Here is an 18,312-nt window from a genome sequence, read left to right on the forward strand (position 1 = left end):
AGCCGTTAAATACTTTTGTCTTTCTGTTATTTCTTGGCCAGTTCCTGGTTCAGCGTCCAGAGTTCCCGGCGTTCTTCGCTGCTTAAACCGTGTGTGCGCTCACGAGCTATCAACTCTTCCTGGCGCAGCTCAAGCATCGAATCAAACATATGGTTGAGTGAGTCGGTGAAGGTTTTTTCTGCGATATCTTTATCTGCTATATCGTCCCACATCGACAGTTTTTCAAGGGTCGCAGCATCATTTGTGCCACGATAGTGTTCTAAAAGTTGTCCGGTGGTCAGACCTGGCTGAGCCAGACAAGTGTTGACCAGTTCTCTGAATAAGCCAAGTCCAGGCAGTTTATTGCTATCCAGTGCGCCTAACGGCGGAACCAGCGGGGCGAGACCCGGGTTCTGTACCAGCAACCCTATAAGTATACGCATGGTCGTACGTTTTAGCTGTGGAACAGGGCGGGAAGCCCCATTTTCTGCCAGTTTTGGCATTAAACGTTCAAGCTGGCTGTCATCGAGAATGCCGAGCTTGTTTCCCAACTCCTGTCGCAGATAAATGCGCAACGTTTCGCCTGGTACCTGAGTAATCAGCGGTAATGCCAGCGTGCTGAGCTGTGCGCGTCCGTCTGGGGTACTCAAATCCACCTGTGGCATCAGGCTGTTAAATAAAAACGCGGAGAGTGGCAGCGCCTGCTCCATCCGGGCTTCAAAGGCCTCTTTCCCTTCTTTACGCACCAGCGTATCGGGGTCTTCGCCGTCAGGTAAAAACATAAAGCGTAGCTGGCGTCCGTCTGTCATATAGGGCAGTGCGGTTTCCAGCGCGCGCCATGCTGCGTCGCGTCCGGCACGGTCACCGTCGTAACAGCAAATTACGTTGTTCGTCGCGCGGAACAACAACTGGATGTGATCGGCGGTGGTTGACGTCCCAAGGGATGCCACAGCGTAGTTAATGCCGTATTGCGCCAGCGCCACCACATCCATATAGCCTTCTACCACTAACAGGCGCTGCGGATCGGCGTTATCCTGCTGGGCTTCATAAAGGCCATACAGCTGGCGACCTTTATGGAAAATATCGGTTTCCGGGGAGTTGAGATACTTCGGCAGGGCATCGCCCAGCACGCGTCCACCAAAACCAATGACTCGACCACGTTTGTCGCGGATGGGGAACATCACCCGTTCGCGGAAGCGATCGTAACTGCGTCCCTGATCGTTGGTGACCAACATTCCCGCATCGACCAGCGATTTACGATTCTCAGCATTGCCGCCAAACCGTTTCAGGACGTTGTCCCAGCCGGGGGGCGCAAAACCAATAGCAAAACGGGTGATCACGTCGCTACTTAATCCTCGCTTTTCCAGGTACTGGCGCGCGGGGGTAGCGGCGGGTTGCATCAAAGACTGTTGATAAAAAGTGTTCAGGCCGTCCATCAATTGATAAAGGCTTTGCCGTTGATGGCGCTCTATCTGACTAGGGCCACTGCCTGCTTCATAGGGCACTTCAAGGTTGTGCATTGCGGCCAGTTCTTCGACGGTTTCCACAAACTCGAGCTTGTCGTAGTTCATGAGAAAGTCGACGGCGTTGCCATGTGCGCCACACCCAAAGCAGTGATAAAACTGTTTCTCACCGTTTACGGTGAAAGAGGGGGTTTTTTCGTTATGGAACGGACAGCACGCGTGATAATTTTTGCCCTGCTTCTTCAGCTTTACCCGCGCGTCGATGAGATCGACAATGTCGGTTCTTGCCAGCAGGTCATTTATAAATACGCGTGGAATTCGTCCAGCCATATGCCCCGTTTATTTTTTTATGACTTATATACACAAAATCATTCAAGATGCTTCAAGACGGCAAGGGAGCGAATCCTCAGGAGCGTACATCAGTACGTGACTGGAGGGAACGACTGCAGCCAACGCAGAGGCAGCTTGAATGATGACGCGTATAAACGAAAACAAGCCGCGCATTCCTTCCGGAAGCACGGCCTTACAACTACAACTCTGTCTGAATTGAGAGCCTTGGCTCTCAATGGATTAGTACAGACGAGTACGGCGTGCGTTTTCGCGAGCCAGTTTCTTCGCGTGACGTTTCACAGCAGAAGCTTTAGCGCGCTTACGTTCAGTAGTCGGTTTTTCATAGAACTCACGACGACGAACTTCCGCCAGAACACCTGCTTTTTCGCATGAACGCTTGAAGCGACGCAGTGCTACGTCGAACGGCTCGTTTTCACGTACTTTAATTACCGGCATGTAACTCTCACCTTTATAAATTCGGTTTGCCGCTGGCATCAACGCCAGCTTATTTCAAAATGGTGCGGAATTTTACTGCAATTGCTGCTGCTTTGTAAAGCACCGACGCGATTTTGAAAGGGACTTTTATAAGGATAAGGAGTATACACGAGCGGAACTCCTGGGGCGAACAAAGTTTTACATCAACCCGCATTGGTCCTACACTGCGCGGTAATAGAGCGAGGTAAAACAAGTCATGCGTGTACTGGGTATTGAAACATCCTGCGATGAAACCGGCATCGCCATTTACGACGATGAAAAAGGTCTTTTAGCCAACCAATTGTATAGTCAGGTGAAATTACATGCTGACTACGGCGGCGTAGTGCCAGAACTGGCCTCGCGCGATCACGTACGTAAAACCGTACCGCTGATCCAGGCCGCGCTGAAAGAAGCGGGACTGACGGCAAAAGAGATTGATGCGGTGGCGTATACCGCAGGTCCTGGTCTGGTTGGCGCGCTGCTGGTCGGCGCAACCGTAGGACGTTCGCTGGCGTTCGCCTGGGGCGTACCGGCAATTCCTGTGCACCATATGGAAGGGCATCTGCTGGCGCCGATGCTGGAAGATAATCCCCCTGCTTTCCCCTTCGTTGCGCTGCTGGTTTCCGGCGGTCACACGCAGCTGATCAGCGTCACCGGTATTGGGCAGTATGAATTGCTGGGTGAATCGATAGATGATGCCGCTGGTGAAGCGTTCGATAAAACGGCCAAGCTGCTGGGGCTGGATTATCCTGGCGGCCCAATGCTGTCAAAGCTTGCATCGCAAGGCGTTGAAAAACGCTTTGTCTTCCCGCGCCCGATGACCGACCGTCCGGGTCTGGATTTCAGCTTCTCCGGCCTGAAAACCTTCGCCGCGAATACCATTCGTAATAATGAAAATGACGATCAGACGCGTGCAGATATCGCTCGTGCGTTTGAAGATGCTGTGGTTGATACGCTGATGATCAAGTGTAAACGCGCGCTGGATCAAACCGGTTTTAAACGTCTGGTGATGGCGGGGGGCGTGAGCGCTAACCGTACGCTGCGCGCAAAACTGGCCGAGATGATGCACAAGCGTCGTGGCGAAGTGTTTTACGCGCGTCCGGAATTTTGCACCGATAACGGGGCGATGATCGCCTACGCGGGCATGGTGCGTTTTAAAGCGGGTGCAACGGCGGATCTTGGCGTGACCGTGCGTCCTCGCTGGCCGCTGGCGGAATTACCGGCGGCATAAGCACATAATATTGTAGGCCCGGTAAGCGTAGCGCCACCGGGCAATACTCTACTCCCGCAGCATCCCTTTCTCTTCCAGAAACGCGATAATTTTTTCCAGACCCTCTCCGGATTTTAAATTACTAAACGTCCACGGATGCTCGCCGCGCATGCGTAGGGTATCGCGCTCCATCACCTCCAGCGAGGCGCCCACGTAAGGGGCCAGATCGGTTTTATTGATCACCAGAAAATCAGATTTGGTGATCCCCGGGCCACCCTTACGCGGGATCTTCTCACCTTCGGCAACGTCGATCACATAGATCGTCAGATCCGCTAATTCCGGGCTGAAGGTGGCGCTCAGGTTATCGCCGCCGCTTTCCACAAAAATCAGATCCAGATTGCCGAATTTCTCGCTCAGCGCCTCTACGGCGGCCAGATTCATCGACGCATCTTCACGGATAGCGGTGTGCGGGCAACCGCCGGTTTCCACGCCGACGATCCTGTCTGGCTCCAGTGCGCCTGCTTCGGTGAGAATGCGCTGATCTTCTTTGGTATAGATATCGTTGGTTACCACCGCCAGTTGATAGCTGCTGCGCATGGATTTGCATAACGCTTCCAGCAGCGCCGTTTTGCCGGAGCCAACCGGGCCGCCAACGCCCACGCGCAGGGGATGCTTGTTGTTACTCATTTTTTCTCCTCAGGAGCGGAATAATCGGGAATATTGGGTTTCATGCCGGGCAGATGCGATGGCCGCCAACGGCGTTGCGGAGCCGAGGCTGGCGTCAGAACACGCCAGCGCCTGTGCCAAACCTTGCGCATACCGATTGCAGAGCGCAATGATCAAACGCTGGGCCGCCTGCTGCCCAAATGGAACCAGTTTGACGCCAGCCATCACTGCGCTCTCAATCCAGCCGTAGCCGAGGCTTAACGCCAGCTCCGTCAGGGGGATTTTCCAGCGCACGCCCAGCCAGGCCATACCGCAGAGTTGGCTGTCGACAAAGAGCGTGCGCCACTCCCGCGAGCAATCTGCTTCCCAGTCGGTGACCAGCCGCGTAAACGCCGCGCCCCGACTGCGTTCTTCATCCCGTAGTTCGCGGGTTTCCCGACAGGCCAACAGGTAAGCGCTCCAGCGGCGTGCTGCAGCGAGATCGTCCTGCTCGCAGGCGCGATACAGTCTCGCCAGTAGCGGTAGGTCGACGGTAAAGAAGTTCTGCTCCATCTGCTGGATTTGCCAGTTAGAGAAGTCATCGGCGCTTTTCACCCAGCCGATTTCAACCGCCCACTCCAGACCCTGGGACCAGGTAAACGACCCCACCGGGAGAGCGCTGCTGGCGAGCTGCATCAGACGCAACTGTTGGATGTTATGCATCAGTGCGCATGGGCGTGATGATGCCCGTGTGATTCACTGGCATAAGCGCCTGCTTCCGGTTCAAACGGTAGTTGAGCGAACGTCACCTCCAGGCTGAACTGGCGCAACATGGCGTCCAGCACATGATCGTGATGGTAGCGCAACTCATCCGGCAGAATTTGCAGCGGAACGTGGCGATTGCCGAGGTGATAACAGGCTTTGGCGAGCAGGAAAGGATCGGCGCAGCGCACCACGGAAACCGACTCCGGCGCGGCGATCACTTCGATCACCTCGCTGCCATCTTCGGTGGTCAGCAGATCACCACTGCGTAACAGCAAACCGCGCGGAAGCATTAGCCCGGCTTCGCGACCGTCGTTCAGCGTCACTCTGGCACGGCTTTTTACTCGAATATCAATGGGTAGCGTGACGCTTGCGGTGACGCGGTGGGCGTGGTCAAGGCGTTGGGTCAGGTAGATCATCGTCACTCCTCAAAACAGGAAATAGCGTTGCGCCATCGGCAAAACGTCTGCCGGTTCGCTGGTGATAAGTTCGCCATCAATGCGCACCTCATAAGTCTGAGCATCGACGGTGATATTGGGTTGCAGGCCGTTGTGGATCATGTCGGCCTTTTTCACCGTCCGACAGCCTTTGACGACGGCGATGGCGCTTTGCAAATTGAGCTGCTGCGGGATGTTTTGCGCGTTAGCGGCCTGCGAAATAAAGGTCAGCCGAGTACGATGCCGCGCCGCGCCAAGTGCGCCGAACATCATGCGGTAATGCACCGGCTGCGGGGTGGGGATCGAGGCGTTGATATCGCCCATCGGCGCACAGGCGATCATCCCGCCCTTTACGATCGTCGCTGGTTTTACGCCAAAAAAGGCTGGGGACCACAGCACCAGATCGGCCAGTTTGCCAGGCTCAACGGAGCCAACTTCGTGGGCGATGCCGTGGGTTAGCGCCGGGTTGATGGTGTATTTGGCGACGTAGCGTTTAACGCGCTGGTTGTCGTTGTCGCCTGTTTCTTCCGCCAGCGGACCACGCTGAACCTTCATGCGGTGCGCCACCTGCCAGGTGCGCAGGATCACTTCGCCCACGCGCCCCATCGCCTGTGAATCGGACGAGGTCAGGGAAAACGCGCCAATGTCATGCAGCACATCTTCGGCAGCGATCGTTTCCCGGCGAATGCGTGATTCGGCAAAGGCCACGTCTTCGGCGATATCCGGATCGAGGTGGTGGCAAACCATCAGCATGTCGAGATGCTCGTCGATGGTGTTGACGGTATAGGGCAGCGTCGGGTTAGTGGAGGAGGGCAGAATATTCGGATGCGCGCAGGCGGTGATGATATCTGGCGCATGGCCGCCGCCCGCGCCTTCGGTGTGGAAAGTATGAATGGTGCGATCGCCAATCGCCGCCAGCGTATCTTCAACGAAACCGGACTCATTGAGCGTATCGCTGTGCAGCGCCACCTGGATATCCATCTCCTCTGCTACTTCCAGGGAACAGTTGATGGCGGCTGGCGTAGCGCCCCAATCTTCATGGATTTTCAGGCCAATGGCGCCCGCGGTGATTTGCTCGCGCAGGGCGTCAGGGTTTGAGCCGTTGCCTTTGCCGAGCAAACCGATGTTAACCGGCAAGGCGTCTGCCGCCTGCAGCATGCGCGCGATGTACCACGGACCCGGCGTGCAGGTGGTGGCGTTAGTTCCTGCTGCCGGGCCGGTACCGCCGCCGATCATCGTCGTTACGCCGGAAACCAGCGCCTCCTGTGCCTGCTGTGGGCAGATCCAGTGAATATGCGTATCCACGCCGCCCGCGGTGACGATCTTGCCTTCCCCGGCGATGACTTCAGTTCCCACGCCGATCGGGATCGTGACGTCGGGCTGAATATCGGGATTACCCGCTTTGCCGATGGCGAAGATCCTGGCGTCCTTGATGCCGATATCCGCTTTCACGATCCCCCAGTGATCGACGATCAGGGCGTTGGTTATCACCAGATCCACACACGCTTGCGCGCGCATTTGTCCCTGACCCATGCCGTCGCGGATCACTTTCCCGCCGCCGAATTTGACCTCTTCGCCGTAGGTGGTGAAGTCTTTTTCCACCTCAATCCACAGGTCGGTATCCGCCAGACGTACCTTATCGCCGGTGGTTGGGCCAAACATGTCGGCGTACGCCTGCCGTGAAATTTCACTCATCATTTGCCTCCAGTGCCCCCATCACTTCGCTGCGAAAACCCACGATCCTTTGTGCGCCAGCGACGCGCACCAGTTCGACTTCGCGTTTTTGTCCCGGCTCAAAACGTACCGCCGTGCCCGCAGGAATGTTTAGACGAAAGCCGCGTGCAGCCCGCCTGTCAAAGCGCAGCGCCGGGTTCACCTCGGAAAAGTGATAGTGCGATCCCACCTGGATGGGTCTGTCGCCATGGTTTTCCACCACGATCGTACAGGTTTCCCGCCCCTGATTGAGCGCGATATTGCCTTTGGCTATCTGATATTCACCTGGGATCATTGCCGCTCCTTAAACGATCGGGTTGTGGACGGTGACCAGCTTTGATCCGTCCGGAAACGTCGCTTCAACCTGAATATCTGGGATCATCTCCGGTACGCCTTCCATCACCTGATCGCGGCGCAGGACGTGACGCCCGTCTTCCATCAGCGAGGCCACGGTTTGACCATCGCGTGCCCCTTCCATGATGAAAGCGCTAATTAGCGCCACCGATTCCGGATAGTTCAGCTTCAGCCCGCGGGCCAGGCGACGTTCTGCCACCAGCGCGGCGGTAAACAGCAACAGCTTGTCTTTTTCTCTGGGGGTTAGTTCCATATGGGGTCTCTTAGGTTTGCCAGATTCGCGGTAGTACGGGCGGTTTGTGTGTCAAAAGCGGGCGCAGAAATTGCCAGATGTCACGCATAACGCGCTGAACAATCAGGTTGTCGTCGGCAAGAAAGCGGATCGTCAGCAGTGAGTCGTTAAGCGTTGCCCCGGCGTAATCGCCAAGCGGCGTCAGCCGCTCGCGCGTGCCTTCCAGCATGTTTTCAGTGGCCGGATAACACAGCAACGTGCCGACCCAGGGATGGTGCGCGACGCCGCTCAGCTCCCCCTTCTGCAACTGCAAGCGCTCTATCAGCAGCGGCTGCCCATCTCGCCACACTTCCAGACGGTTTTGCAGCGTGCCGTGGCTGAAGGACTCCTGCATAACCGGTCGCCCAAGGCACAGCAGATCCCAGGCCAGCAGTCGACTCTCCGACGCGATGTGAAAGACGGACTGGATAGTGGCGTTGGCGCCGGGAAAGAGGATCGTATCCTGGGGGAGCCACTCCAGCGTGGCGTGCGGGGCGAGCGTGAAATGTTGGCGCAGCAACGCCTGCGGCCCACCGCTGCGATAAAACTTTCCCGCGCCGGGCTGGGTGATTAACGCATGGCTGTTTTCGTTGAGAGTTACGCCAATGTGTAGTTCATCCCCGCCGACGATCCCCGCGGGTGGATGAAGCAAATAGAGGTGGCAGACGTCCTCTTCCGGGTAAAACGGGCGCTGAACCGTCAATGGACCATGATGACGCGCCGAGGCGAGCACCGTGTTGTGCCCAGTGCGGGTGAAATGCAGATCCAGTTCGGCCTGCCAGCCCCGTGTGAGTGTCTCGTGCGCAACCGTGTCCAGAGCGTTTCCCTTATCAGCATGAGGGTGTTTGCATACAAAAAAGTATGCCTCAGCGCATCGGGAAATCGATCATATGAGAAGCTTATGGATAAAGGGGCGACAATATGCCGCCCCAATGGGGTTTTACAGTAAAACGAGGGGCATCCAGACCAGACCGGTAATCACCAGCAGCACAAGGAAAATCAGGCCAAAAATAGCACCGAGTCGCCAGTAATCTACCGTCGGCAAATAGCCGCTGCCGTAGTAGATAGGGCTAGGACCGGTGGCATACGGGGTCAGAATGCTGCCGAGACCAATGGCTGCGCCGACCATCAGGCAGAAGACCGGAAGTGGAATTTCCGGCATCGCCAGCGCGGCGGCAATCATCATCGGTGCCAGGGCGGAGGTATACGCCGTGGCGCTGGCAAAGAAGTAGCGCAGCAGATAGAACACCACAATGAGCGCCACCATCACCATCATCGGCGAATAGCCGCTCAACCCGTTTGCCAGCAGCTTGCCGAACCAGGTAATAAAACCGGTGTTATTGAGCCCGGTCGCCAGCGTTATCAGCGAGGCCAGCCAGAAAAAGACGTTCCACGCGGCTTTATTACTGACGATGTCATCCCAGCTAATGATGCGCAGTACCAGCATCAACGCCACTACGCTGTATCCGACCATCGCGGCGTCAATGTAATCGCCGCCGAAAATCCACAGCACCAGTGCGCCGACCATCAGCACCAACATCTTTTTCTCGCGTGCGCAGAGCGGTCCCATTGCTTTTAGCTCTGTATCCGCCCAGCGCGGAACCTGATCACCGGATTTCAGCACCGGTGGATACAACACGTACGCCAGCCAGGGCACAATCAGCACCAGTAAAATACTCAGCGGCAGCATGCCTAAGAACCAGTCGCCCCAGCTCAGCGCCGTGTGGGACGCGCCTTTCATCAGGCCGATTAACAGCAGGTTCGGCGCCATCGCCGTTAAGAAAATGGCGCTGGTGACGCAGTCGGCGACAATGCCCATCCACATAATGTACGAGCCAATGGAGCGAGAACTGGCGCTATTGGGCTGCGAGTTATACAGCGGCGGCAGGTTGCGGATAATCGGGTAGATTATTCCGGCCCCGCGCGCGGAGTTGGATGGCGTGACGGGAGCGAGGATAAGTTCAGAGAACATCACCGCATAGCCGAGAAACAGCGTCCGGTGCCCCATCTTTTTCACCAGCATCAGCGCGATACGTCGACCGAGCCCGGTTTTCTCATAGCCGGTACCAAACATAAAGGCCGCGAAGATAAGCCAGATTACCGAGTTTGAAAAACCAGAGACCGCCCATGACAGCGATTTGGCGGTAAATTTAAAACCGTCCTGCGCGAGTTGCTCCGGGCTGAACAGCAGCCACGGTGAAAGGACGGCGATGATCGAAATGCCAATCATCGCCACCACCGCGCCCGGTACAGGTTCCAGAATAAGCCCCACAATCACACCGGTAAAAACGGCAAAATAGAGCCAGGTGTGGCTCTCAAGGCCGTTGGGGACGGGCAGTACAGCAATAATGGCGATGACCACCAGCGGAGCCAGGTATCGCCACCAACCAGCTAAAGGTGCCATTGTTATATCCCTACGAAAAGGGAGAGGCGCAGCGCCTCTCCGGGAGGGTTATTTGATGTAGTGCACGTGTTCGCAGATTTCATCGACGATAGGATCGCGACGTTCGGCGAACAGCTTTTTGTTTTCGGCGATCAGGTTATTGCCGTGGGTATCGATGGAAACGATCAGCGGGCCGAACTCTTTAACCCGACATACCCACAGGGATTCCGGCATGCCAAGTTCGGTCCAGTGTACCTCTTCGATCTCTTCAACCTGGGTTGCCGCCACGACCGCACAACCTGCCGGGAAGATTACGTGCAGCGCTTTAAACTGTTTGCAGCCTGCTTCCGTTAGCGGTCCCATGCCGCCCTTGCCGACCACCAGTTTGACGCCCGTCTGCTCGATAAAGTCTTTCTCAAACGCTTCCATACGCATGCTGGTGGTTGGGCCAACGGAGACCATCTCCCATTTTTCACCGTTCTTACGTACGATGGGCCCCGCGTGGAAAATGGCTTTGCCGTTCAGGTCATAAGGAATCGGGCGCTTCAGTTCGATCAGGCGGCGGTGACACACGTCACGGCAGGTCACCAGCGTACCGGTCAGGTAGATGACATCGCCAACGCGAATGTCGGCCAGATCTTCGGCTTTGATCGGGGTTGTGAGGATCTTTTTCATAACGCGCTCCGGGTGTGAGACAGGTTTTCGAAGGAGAGGTCAGCATGAACCAACAGAGTGCCGCGACGGTGTGCCCAGCACCCGGTAGAAACGGCAACGCCGATAGTCGACGGATGGCGTGCGGCGGATTCGATATGCACGCCCATCACCGAGCTATTCCCGGTCAACCCTTGCGGGCCAATGCCCAGACGGTTCAGCCCTTCTTCCAGACGCAGTTCCAGTTCGGCCGCTTTTGGATTCGGATGACGTGATCCGATAGGACGTAGCACCGCTTTACGAGAAAGGACGGCGGCGGTTTCCACAGAGGTGGCAATACCTACGCCCACCAGCACCGGCGGGCAAGCGTTGACTGCCAACGTGGAGATATTTTCGAAGACAAATTTCACCACGCCCTCGTAGCCTTCAGAAGGCATTAACACTTTCGAACGTCCCGGCAGCGTACAACCGCCGCCTGCCATGTAGACTTCGATTTCCGCGTCGTCGTTATCAGGGATGATGTCCCAGGTGACCCACGGCACACCGGTACCGGTATTTTTGCCGGTATTCACTTCGTCAAAAATCTCGACCGCGTTATGGCGCAGCGGCGCTTTTACCGTGGCGTCTTCAACGGCCTGTTTCAGGATGCTTTGCAGTTCGCCCAGCAGCGGAAAACGGGAGCCGACCTTCACAAAGAACATAATCTCGCCGGTGTCCTGACAGGCCGGACGGTTCAGGTCGATAGCTTTCTGCATGTTGTCAAACATGGTGTGGTAGATGATTTTACCCATCGGCGAAGTTTCGCCTTCACGCAGCTGTTTTAATTTATCTACGACGTCGTCAGGCATGCGGGTAGAAATCATGGCGGTAAAATCGGCGACAATGTTTGTCAGCGTAGTTATCGCATTTTGGTTATTTTGATTGCTCATCTTGTTAACTCCAGTTCTTTTATTTATCTGGAAATAAATTCTCCTCCACAAACTACCACTAAAAATGTGGGTTTATATTATTTGCCACTGTGAATATCCAATTAACAGATCGTGAATGATGTTCAGATAAGCAATAAAAATTGCGCAAAGGCAGGGTTTAATATGCATGAGGGAATTACACTGCGGTTAACAACTTTACGGATATACCGATCATGCTGAACACGTATCCCCTCGCGAAAGACCTGCAGGTCCTGGTTGAAATTGTTCATAGCGGCAGCTTCAGTGCCGCCGCCGCGGCGCTCGGACAAACGCCCGCGTTTGTGACGAAACGCATTCAGATCCTTGAGTCCACGCTGGGGACGACGCTGCTAAGCCGCTCCGCGCGCGGCGTGACACTCACGGAGAGTGGTCAACGTTGTTATGAACATGCGCAGGCTATTCTTGCGGGCTATCAGCATCTGGTCGATGACGTCACGCAACTCAAAACGCGCCCGGCAGGGATGATTCGTATCGGCTGTAGCTTTGGCTTTGGGCGCAGTTATATTGCACCGGCTATTACCGAACTGATGCATAGCTATCCTGAATTACAGGTGCATTTTGAACTTTATGATCGGCAAATTGATTTGGCGCAGGATAATATCGATTTGGATATTCGTATTAATGACGAGATTCCGGATTATTATATTGCGCATTTGTTAACGAAAAATAGAAGAATATTATGTGCAGCGCCGACGTATTTACAAAAATACGGTGAGCCGACAACGCTGCAGGAATTAAGTCGTCATGATTGCCTGGTCACTAAAGAACGCGATATGACGCACGGGGTGTGGGAGCTGGATAACGGCCAGGAGAAAAAGTCGGTCAAGGTGGCGGGACATCTCTCCTCTAACAGCGGCGAGATTGTGTTGCAGTGGGCGCTACAGGGAAAAGGGATTATGCTGCGTTCCGAATGGGACCTGCAGCCGTTTCTGGCAAGCGGTGAACTGGTGCGCGTGCTGCCGGACTATGCGCAAAGCGCCAATATCTGGGCGGTTTATCAGGAGCCGCTGTACCGCAGCGTGAAGCTTCGGGTGTGCGTGGAGTTTCTGGCGACGTGGTGCCAGCACCGATTAGGCAAACCGGTAGAGGGGTATCACATTCCCCACGCCGGATAAGACGCTGTGGCGTCGCTATCCGACATTAAAATCACTCTGGGTCTCTTTCGCGTTTTTTCTTCAGCTTGGTCCAGATCTTTGGCTCCTGACGACGCCACAGACGCTGAATGTTGTCATGGTGGCGTAACAGAATTAAGCACGACAGCATGGACACCGGGAAAGTGAACTGGGGATTGAACCACCAGACGTAAAAGGGGGCGATCAGCGCGCTGACGATAGCGCCTAATGATGAATAGCCGCTTAATAAGACGGTCAGCAGCCAGGTTCCGGCCATCACGCCGGTTAAATCCCAACCAATCGGCGCAATTGCGCCAAAGGCGGTGGCAACGCCTTTCCCACCTTTAAAGCCGAAGAAGACCGGCCAAATGTGACCCAGACAGGCGGCGATCGCGATCAATCCCAGCCAGAAGGGGCTAATGCCTAGCGCATAGGCACCCCAGACGGGTAACATACCTTTCAGGACGTCGAAAATCAGCACCGCGACGGCGGCTCCTTTGCCACCGATGCGCAATACGTTTGTCGCGCCCGGATTCCCAGAGCCGCTGTCACGCGGGTCCGGTAATCCAGCAAGGCGGCATACCAGAATAGCACTGGAAATTGAGCCACAGAGGTACGCGAAGATAATCATTCCAGGCGCGATTGCACTCATAAGCTGTTCCGTTTTGAAAATGTCGTGTAAAACGCTACTTCTGTGGATAATACGCATATTTCGCCGGAAGTGGTATCCGGGTTAGCCAAAAAGCAGGCAGGTCGTGATGGATATTGTATTTATAGAGCAACTTTCTGTAATCACCACTATTGGTGTTTACGACTGGGAACAAACGATCGAACAACAGTTGGTGTTCGATATCGAAATGGCGTGGGACAACCGTAAATCGGCTAAAAGCGATGATGTGGCTGATTGTCTGAGCTATGCTGATATTGCTCAAACGGTTGTTAATCATGTGGAAGGCGGGCGCTTTGCGCTGGTCGAACGTGTGGCGGAAGAGGTGGCGGATCTGCTGCTGAGCCGTTTTAATTCTCCATGGGTGCGGATCAAACTCAGTAAACCTGGCGCGGTAGCCCGTGCGGCGAACGTCGGGGTTATCATTGAGCGTGGCAATAATCTGAAAGAAAATAATTAACTTAATAATATCTAAATCAAACGGGTATAAAAGGGTCTTTATGTCGGCTCGTTTTCGCCGTGGTTTCTCTATCTAGAGGTTCATTAATGAGTGATATGCACTCGCTGCTGGTGGCGGCAATTTTGGGTGTGGTCGAAGGATTGACGGAGTTTTTACCCGTTTCCAGTACCGGCCATATGATTATTGTTGGCCACTTGCTGGGTTTTGAGGGTGACACCGCAAAAACATTTGAGGTGGTTATCCAGTTGGGCTCTATCCTGGCGGTCGTGGTGATGTTCTGGCGACGTCTGTTTGGCCTGATTGGCATTCACTTCGGTAAGGTCCCACATGAAGGCACTGGCAAAGGTCGGCTGACGCTGGGCCATATCCTGTTGGGGATGGTTCCTGCCGTCGTACTGGGACTGATTTTCCACGACATCATCAAATCGCTGTTTAACCCGATCAACGTGATGTATGCGCTGGTGGTAGGGGGCGTGCTGCTGATTGCCGCAGAATGTCTGAAGCCGAAAGAGCCGCGTGCGCCGGGTCTGGATGATATGACCTATCGCCAGGCGTTTATGATTGGCTGTTTCCAGTGTCTGGCGCTGTGGCCGGGTTTTTCTCGTTCCGGGGCGACGATTTCTGGCGGTATGCTGATGGGAGTAAGCCGTTACGCGGCCTCCGAATTCTCCTTCCTGCTGGCCGTGCCGATGATGATGGGCGCAACGGCGCTGGATCTCTACAAAAGCTGGACGTTCCTCAGCGCATCAGATATTCCGATGTTTGCAGTTGGTTTCGTGACGGCGTTTATCGTGGCGTTGGTGGCGATCAAAACCTTCCTGCAGCTGATTAAGCGCATCTCGTTTATTCCGTTTGCGATTTACCGCTTTATTGTGGCGGCAGCCGTTTACGTCGTGTTCTTCTGATTTTGCTAGCTTGCCGGATAGCGGCGTTAAAGCTTATCCGGCAATGCTCTGTCTACGCTTTTGGGCAACGTTGTTCTTTCCAGGCGGCCACCGCCGCGATCCGACGCCGGGTCAGTTCCTCGCGAATAGCCTGACCTTTGAATCCCGCCTCAACGACGTCTTTCGTTGGTACCGCCTGCGCAACCTGCCAGGCTTCACGCAACAGCCTGCCTTGCGGATAATCCGCCGCTTCAAAACCGGTCCGCCCACGCACGTCGGCCTCGCTGGTCAGGGCGATTTGCTCCACGCGCTGCGGTTTGCGCCAGGCATCGATGGAATCAAACAGCTTAACGATGGTTTTCGGCTGCAGGATCGGGAAGGTATGAATGAGGTCGTGAAACTCGGCTACCAGTTTGGCTAAATCACGGATGTCATTCGGCACGCGCAGGCGTTGGCACAGTTGCTCGACCAGCTTCACGCCAGCCGGACCGTGACCGTGGTGGCGTGGCCACAGTGCTTTTGGCGTCAATGCCTTGCCAAGATCGTGGCACAGCGTGGCGAAACGCACGTCGACCTCCGGACTTAACATGGCCGCCATCGACAGCGTCATCAGCGTGTGAATACCGGTATCAATTTCCGGGTGCCATTGCGCGGGCGCGGGAACGCCAAACAGGGCATCTACTTCCGGAAACAGGACGTGCAGTGCGCCGCAGTCGCGCAGGACCTGAAAAAATACCTGTGGGTTACGGGTGGTTAAAGCACCTTCTGTTTCTTTCCACACTCGCTCTGGCGTCAGGTGCTCCAGTTCCCCTGCGGCGTTCATATCGCGCATCAGCGTCATGGTTTCTTCAGCGATACGAAAACCGAGGTGCGCATAGCGGGCAGCAAAGCGCGCCACGCGCAGCACGCGCAATGGATCTTCGCTAAAGGCGGGGGACACATGGCGTAGCAGACGGTTTTCCAGATCGTCGCGTCCGTTATACGGATCGATAATCTCGCCGTCGTCATCGCGGGCCATTGCGTTGATGGTCAGATCGCGACGCTGAAGATCGGCCTCCAGCGTCACATCCGGCGCGGCGTAACAGGTGAATCCGGTATACCCCGAGCCTGATTTGCGTTCGGTACGCGCCAGCGCATACTCTTCCCGGGTTTGCGGATGCAGAAACACGGGAAAATCGCGGCCTACCTGCTGGTAGCCCGCGTCGAGCATCTCTTGCGGCGTGGCGCCGACAACAACCCAATCTTTATCTTTAATCGGTAGCCCTAATAACGCATCCCGAACAGCACCACCGACCAGATAAATCTTCACGCCACTTTCCTTTTGAAATTATGATCCCTTAATCATATGTCAGTGTGGCGGAGAAGGCGATTCAGTTCATCCAGCGATCTTTACGTTTACGGCTGGGGATCATGTGTGGCAGAACCAGGCCGAGCAGCAAACCAAGACCTAGCACGCCGCCGCCGTACATAAACCACTGCATGATGATGGTGCGCTGTTTGTCATCAAGCTGAAGGTTGGCTGCGCTGACCTTCTTTTGCGCCACGATAAGCTCGTTCCTCAGCTTCTGGTTTTCTTGTTTCAGCCCGTCGATTACGCTGTCGCTTTGCGACACTTTTTGCTGCATATCGGCGGTGCGCTGATTCCACGTGGTGTCGATATTATTGAGCTTATCGGTCAAGGTCTTGACCTGGTTTTCCAGATCGGGAACGCGGGTACGCAGGCTCGGCGTACTGTTCAGCTCTTTCAGTGGGATCCAGGCGGTACGTCCGGTGCTGTCTTTCACCTGGGCGTAGTTGGTGTTGGCATCGGTCTGTAATAGCGTGACTTCCTCGCCGGCGTTAACCGTACCCACGAGGCGATAATTATCTCCCGGACCGCTGCGGACCCAGGTGTTCAGTTCGTCAGAAACATAGCGCTTTTCTTCGGCATGAGAGACTGCAGTGGCGCTAAGTGCGAGTAAAGTTAATCCAATCAGGCGTAATTTTGGCATCAGGCTGTCGTTATTGTCATAGAAAGTGGAACGATAGTAGTGGCATCAGTGTCTCTACGCAAAGCATTCGACATCAATCGGAATCATCTGTGTCCTTTTTGCCACCACTCGAAACTTTTACGCCCGTCAAATTGCTCGTTGCATGGCAATTTGGCGCAAAATACTATCTACTGACAATAAAGAACGAGCTTAGTTCGCAGTCAGTTTTCTCAACTGTGACATAACCCATAAGTACAAGACCATGGCCCAGGAAATCGAATTAAAATTTATCGTCAATAGTGACGCCGTAGATGCGCTACGTGAACGTCTGAATACGCTGGGGGGAGAGCATCATGCGCCCAGCCAGTTGCTGAATATCTACTACGAAACGCCCGATGCGTGGCTGCGTGGTCACGATATGGGGCTGCGTATTCGCGGTGAGAACGGTCATTACGAAATGACCATGAAAATTGCCGGACGAGTGACGGGTGGCCTGCATCAGCGGCCGGAGTTTAACGTTGCGCTGAACGCGCCAGAGTTGGATCTCTCCCTGTTTCCAACGGAAGTCTGGCCTGATGGCGAACTGCCCGCTGAACTTGCCTCTCAGGTACAGCCGCTCTTCAGCACCGATTTTTACCGTGAGAAATGGCACCTTGATATCGACGGTAGCCGCATTGAAATGGCCCTCGATCTCGGGGAAGTGAAAGCGGGCGAGTTGGCTGAACCTATCTGTGAGCTTGAACTGGAGCTGTTAAGCGGCGATACCCGAGCAGTATTGAAGCTGGCAAACCAGCTGGTATCGCAAACCGGTTTACGCCAGGGCAGCCTGAGTAAAGCGGCGCGCGGCTATCATCTGGCTCAGGGGAATGCACCGCGTGAACTCAAACCGACGCGCATTTTGAAGGTTCCGGCAAAAGCGAGTATTGAGCAAGGGTTGGAAGCGGCGCTGGAGCTGGCATTATCACAGTGGCAGTACCATGAAGAGCTGTGGGTGCGCGGCGTCAAAGGGGCGAAAGCCGAGGTGCTGGCTGCGATGGGCCTGGTGCGTCACATTCTGATGCTGTTTGGCGGTAATGTGCCGAGAAAAGCGAGTGCTCACTTACGTGATTTGCTGACCCAGTCGGAAGCGATCATTGCGTCTGACGTTTCTGCCGTTTCCGCGGTTTACAGCACGCAAACGGCGATGGCCAAGCTGGCGCTGACCGAATGGCTGGTGACCAAAGGGTGGCAGCCGTTCCTTGATGCGAAGGCGCAGGGTAAAATAGCCGACTCCTTTAAGCGTTTCTCGGATACCCATCTCTCGCGCCATGCTGCTGAACTGAAAACAGCTTTTGCTCAGCCGCTGGGCGATCAGTACGCCGATCAACTTCCGCGCCTGACGCGCAATATTGATAGCATGCTGATGCTGGCGGGATACTACGACGAAAAGGTCGCATCGGAATGGATCGCCACCTGGCAGGGTTTACGTCACGCCATTGCGGCCAACCAATACATTGAAATTGAACACTTCCGCAACGAGGCGATTGCTTTGGAACCGTTCTGGCTGCACAGCGGAAAACGATAATCAGGGTGAGGCCGG

20 protein-coding genes are annotated in these 18,312 nt (G+C 55.2%); 5 read left to right on the forward strand and 15 right to left on the reverse strand.

The genetic code is table 11. The features are described 5' to 3' along the window. Nucleotides 1-26 precede the first annotated feature (26 nt). The gene (gene dnaG, locus HVZ52_RS03215) at nucleotides 27-1,772 is read right to left on the reverse strand and encodes a DNA primase (protein WP_019077713.1); all 1,746 of its coding nucleotides are present in this window, start codon (nucleotides 1,770-1,772) and stop codon (nucleotides 27-29) included. Between the two features lie 240 nt (nucleotides 1,773-2,012). Continuing rightward, the gene (rpsU, locus tag HVZ52_RS03220) at nucleotides 2,013-2,228 is read right to left on the reverse strand and encodes a 30S ribosomal protein S21 (RefSeq protein WP_001144069.1); all 216 of its coding nucleotides are present in this window, start codon (nucleotides 2,226-2,228) and stop codon (nucleotides 2,013-2,015) included. A 235-nt stretch (nucleotides 2,229-2,463) separates the two neighbouring features. On the opposite strand from rpsU, the gene tsaD reads away from it, so the two are divergent. After that, nucleotides 2,464-3,477 carry a tRNA (adenosine(37)-N6)-threonylcarbamoyltransferase complex transferase subunit TsaD gene (tsaD, locus tag HVZ52_RS03225; protein WP_181598857.1) on the forward strand — a complete coding sequence of 338 codons (1,014 nt, stop codon included), beginning with the start codon at nucleotides 2,464-2,466 and terminating at the stop codon, nucleotides 3,475-3,477. A 48-nt stretch (nucleotides 3,478-3,525) separates the two neighbouring features. Here tsaD and ureG read toward each other — a convergent pair whose 3' ends face one another. The 10 genes from ureG to ttdA form a co-directional block, all read right to left on the reverse strand. Continuing rightward, the gene (gene ureG, locus HVZ52_RS03230; protein WP_181598858.1) at nucleotides 3,526-4,143 is read right to left on the reverse strand and encodes an urease accessory protein UreG; all 618 of its coding nucleotides are present in this window, start codon (nucleotides 4,141-4,143) and stop codon (nucleotides 3,526-3,528) included. Between the two features lie 9 nt (nucleotides 4,144-4,152). Continuing rightward, complete coding sequence (locus tag HVZ52_RS03235; protein ID WP_181598859.1) at nucleotides 4,153-4,824, reverse strand: urease accessory protein UreF; 672 nt, start codon at nucleotides 4,822-4,824, stop codon at nucleotides 4,153-4,155. Continuing rightward, entirely contained in the window at nucleotides 4,824-5,282 is a 459-nt protein-coding gene (ureE, locus tag HVZ52_RS03240; RefSeq protein ID WP_016157501.1) for an urease accessory protein UreE, read from the reverse strand. The genes HVZ52_RS03235 and ureE overlap by 1 nt, the downstream gene beginning before the upstream one ends. A 9-nt stretch (nucleotides 5,283-5,291) precedes the next feature. Continuing rightward, nucleotides 5,292-6,995 carry an urease subunit alpha gene (gene ureC / locus HVZ52_RS03245; protein WP_019077710.1) on the reverse strand — a complete coding sequence of 568 codons (1,704 nt, stop codon included), beginning with the start codon at nucleotides 6,993-6,995 and terminating at the stop codon, nucleotides 5,292-5,294. After that, a complete protein-coding gene (locus HVZ52_RS03250; RefSeq protein ID WP_016154543.1) occupies nucleotides 6,988-7,308 on the reverse strand; it encodes an urease subunit beta in 321 nt (106 codons plus the stop codon). The genes ureC and HVZ52_RS03250 overlap by 8 nt, the downstream gene beginning before the upstream one ends. Nucleotides 7,309-7,317: 9 nt before the next feature. Continuing rightward, nucleotides 7,318-7,620: an urease subunit gamma gene (locus HVZ52_RS03255; RefSeq protein WP_016154542.1), complete on the reverse strand. Its 303-nt coding sequence runs from the start codon at nucleotides 7,618-7,620 to the stop codon at nucleotides 7,318-7,320. A 10-nt stretch (nucleotides 7,621-7,630) separates the two neighbouring features. Further along, a complete protein-coding gene (locus HVZ52_RS03260; protein ID WP_220132813.1) occupies nucleotides 7,631-8,455 on the reverse strand; it encodes an urease accessory protein UreD in 825 nt (274 codons plus the stop codon). A 123-nt stretch (nucleotides 8,456-8,578) separates the two neighbouring features. Beyond that, complete coding sequence (locus HVZ52_RS03265; protein ID WP_049283285.1) at nucleotides 8,579-10,042, reverse strand: anion permease; 1,464 nt, start codon at nucleotides 10,040-10,042, stop codon at nucleotides 8,579-8,581. Nucleotides 10,043-10,090: 48 nt separating this feature from the next. Further along, on the reverse strand, nucleotides 10,091-10,696 hold the full coding sequence (gene ttdB, locus HVZ52_RS03270; protein ID WP_016154539.1) for a L(+)-tartrate dehydratase subunit beta: 606 nt from the start codon (nucleotides 10,694-10,696) through the stop codon (nucleotides 10,091-10,093). Next, nucleotides 10,693-11,601 carry a L(+)-tartrate dehydratase subunit alpha gene (gene ttdA, locus HVZ52_RS03275; protein ID WP_016154538.1) on the reverse strand — a complete coding sequence of 303 codons (909 nt, stop codon included), beginning with the start codon at nucleotides 11,599-11,601 and terminating at the stop codon, nucleotides 10,693-10,695. The genes ttdB and ttdA overlap by 4 nt, the downstream gene beginning before the upstream one ends. 212 nt (nucleotides 11,602-11,813) lie before the next feature. Between ttdA and HVZ52_RS03280 the strand changes: the two genes are divergently transcribed. Then, nucleotides 11,814-12,755, forward strand: a complete 942-nt coding sequence (locus HVZ52_RS03280; protein WP_016154537.1) for a LysR family transcriptional regulator — start codon at nucleotides 11,814-11,816, stop codon at nucleotides 12,753-12,755. Nucleotides 12,756-12,786: 31 nt separating this feature from the next. Here HVZ52_RS03280 and plsY read toward each other — a convergent pair whose 3' ends face one another. Beyond that, nucleotides 12,787-13,404: a glycerol-3-phosphate 1-O-acyltransferase PlsY gene (gene plsY, locus HVZ52_RS03285; RefSeq protein WP_016154536.1), complete on the reverse strand. Its 618-nt coding sequence runs from the start codon at nucleotides 13,402-13,404 to the stop codon at nucleotides 12,787-12,789. 106 nt (nucleotides 13,405-13,510) lie between these two features. Between plsY and folB the strand changes: the two genes are divergently transcribed. Both folB and bacA read left to right on the forward strand, forming a co-directional pair. Then, a complete protein-coding gene (gene folB, locus HVZ52_RS03290) occupies nucleotides 13,511-13,879 on the forward strand; it encodes a bifunctional dihydroneopterin aldolase/7,8-dihydroneopterin epimerase (protein ID WP_003828442.1) in 369 nt (122 codons plus the stop codon). A gap of 86 nt (nucleotides 13,880-13,965) precedes the next feature. Continuing rightward, the gene (gene bacA, locus HVZ52_RS03295) at nucleotides 13,966-14,784 is read left to right on the forward strand and encodes an undecaprenyl-diphosphate phosphatase (protein ID WP_016154535.1); all 819 of its coding nucleotides are present in this window, start codon (nucleotides 13,966-13,968) and stop codon (nucleotides 14,782-14,784) included. Nucleotides 14,785-14,836: 52 nt separating this feature from the next. On the opposite strand, the gene HVZ52_RS03300 is transcribed toward bacA, so the two are convergent. After that, entirely contained in the window at nucleotides 14,837-16,072 is a 1,236-nt protein-coding gene (locus HVZ52_RS03300) for a multifunctional CCA addition/repair protein (protein WP_047414044.1), read from the reverse strand. Between the two features lie 61 nt (nucleotides 16,073-16,133). Then, the gene (locus tag HVZ52_RS03305) at nucleotides 16,134-16,754 is read right to left on the reverse strand and encodes a TIGR04211 family SH3 domain-containing protein (protein ID WP_016154533.1); all 621 of its coding nucleotides are present in this window, start codon (nucleotides 16,752-16,754) and stop codon (nucleotides 16,134-16,136) included. A 241-nt stretch (nucleotides 16,755-16,995) separates the two neighbouring features. Between HVZ52_RS03305 and HVZ52_RS03310 the strand changes: the two genes are divergently transcribed. After that, complete coding sequence (locus tag HVZ52_RS03310; protein WP_047414043.1) at nucleotides 16,996-18,297, forward strand: inorganic triphosphatase; 1,302 nt, start codon at nucleotides 16,996-16,998, stop codon at nucleotides 18,295-18,297. Nucleotides 18,298-18,312 lie beyond the last annotated feature (15 nt).

Origin of the sequence: Citrobacter sp. RHB36-C18, from assembly GCF_013814485.1 — a bacterium.
GTDB lineage: Bacteria > Pseudomonadota > Gammaproteobacteria > Enterobacterales > Enterobacteriaceae > Citrobacter > Citrobacter braakii.

Coding starts and splice junctions, on each gene's coding strand:
- dnaG (WP_019077713.1), bottom strand. CDS start 1,772: ATGGCTGGACGAATTCCACGCGTATTTATAAATGACCTGCTGGCAAGA.
- rpsU (WP_001144069.1), bottom strand. CDS start 2,228: ATGCCGGTAATTAAAGTACGTGAAAACGAGCCGTTCGACGTAGCACTG.
- tsaD (WP_181598857.1), top strand. CDS start 2,464: ATGCGTGTACTGGGTATTGAAACATCCTGCGATGAAACCGGCATCGCC.
- ureG (WP_181598858.1), bottom strand. CDS start 4,143: ATGAGTAACAACAAGCATCCCCTGCGCGTGGGCGTTGGCGGCCCGGTT.
- HVZ52_RS03235 (WP_181598859.1), bottom strand. CDS start 4,824: ATGCATAACATCCAACAGTTGCGTCTGATGCAGCTCGCCAGCAGCGCT.
- ureE (WP_016157501.1), bottom strand. CDS start 5,282: ATGATCTACCTGACCCAACGCCTTGACCACGCCCACCGCGTCACCGCA.
- ureC (WP_019077710.1), bottom strand. CDS start 6,995: ATGAGTGAAATTTCACGGCAGGCGTACGCCGACATGTTTGGCCCAACC.
- HVZ52_RS03250 (WP_016154543.1), bottom strand. CDS start 7,308: ATGATCCCAGGTGAATATCAGATAGCCAAAGGCAATATCGCGCTCAAT.
- HVZ52_RS03255 (WP_016154542.1), bottom strand. CDS start 7,620: ATGGAACTAACCCCCAGAGAAAAAGACAAGCTGTTGCTGTTTACCGCC.
- HVZ52_RS03265 (WP_049283285.1), bottom strand. CDS start 10,042: ATGGCACCTTTAGCTGGTTGGTGGCGATACCTGGCTCCGCTGGTGGTC.
- ttdB (WP_016154539.1), bottom strand. CDS start 10,696: ATGAAAAAGATCCTCACAACCCCGATCAAAGCCGAAGATCTGGCCGAC.
- ttdA (WP_016154538.1), bottom strand. CDS start 11,601: ATGAGCAATCAAAATAACCAAAATGCGATAACTACGCTGACAAACATT.
- HVZ52_RS03280 (WP_016154537.1), top strand. CDS start 11,814: ATGCTGAACACGTATCCCCTCGCGAAAGACCTGCAGGTCCTGGTTGAA.
- plsY (WP_016154536.1), bottom strand. CDS start 13,404: ATGAGTGCAATCGCGCCTGGAATGATTATCTTCGCGTACCTCTGTGGC.
- folB (WP_003828442.1), top strand. CDS start 13,511: ATGGATATTGTATTTATAGAGCAACTTTCTGTAATCACCACTATTGGT.
- bacA (WP_016154535.1), top strand. CDS start 13,966: ATGAGTGATATGCACTCGCTGCTGGTGGCGGCAATTTTGGGTGTGGTC.
- HVZ52_RS03305 (WP_016154533.1), bottom strand. CDS start 16,754: ATGCCAAAATTACGCCTGATTGGATTAACTTTACTCGCACTTAGCGCC.
- HVZ52_RS03310 (WP_047414043.1), top strand. CDS start 16,996: ATGGCCCAGGAAATCGAATTAAAATTTATCGTCAATAGTGACGCCGTA.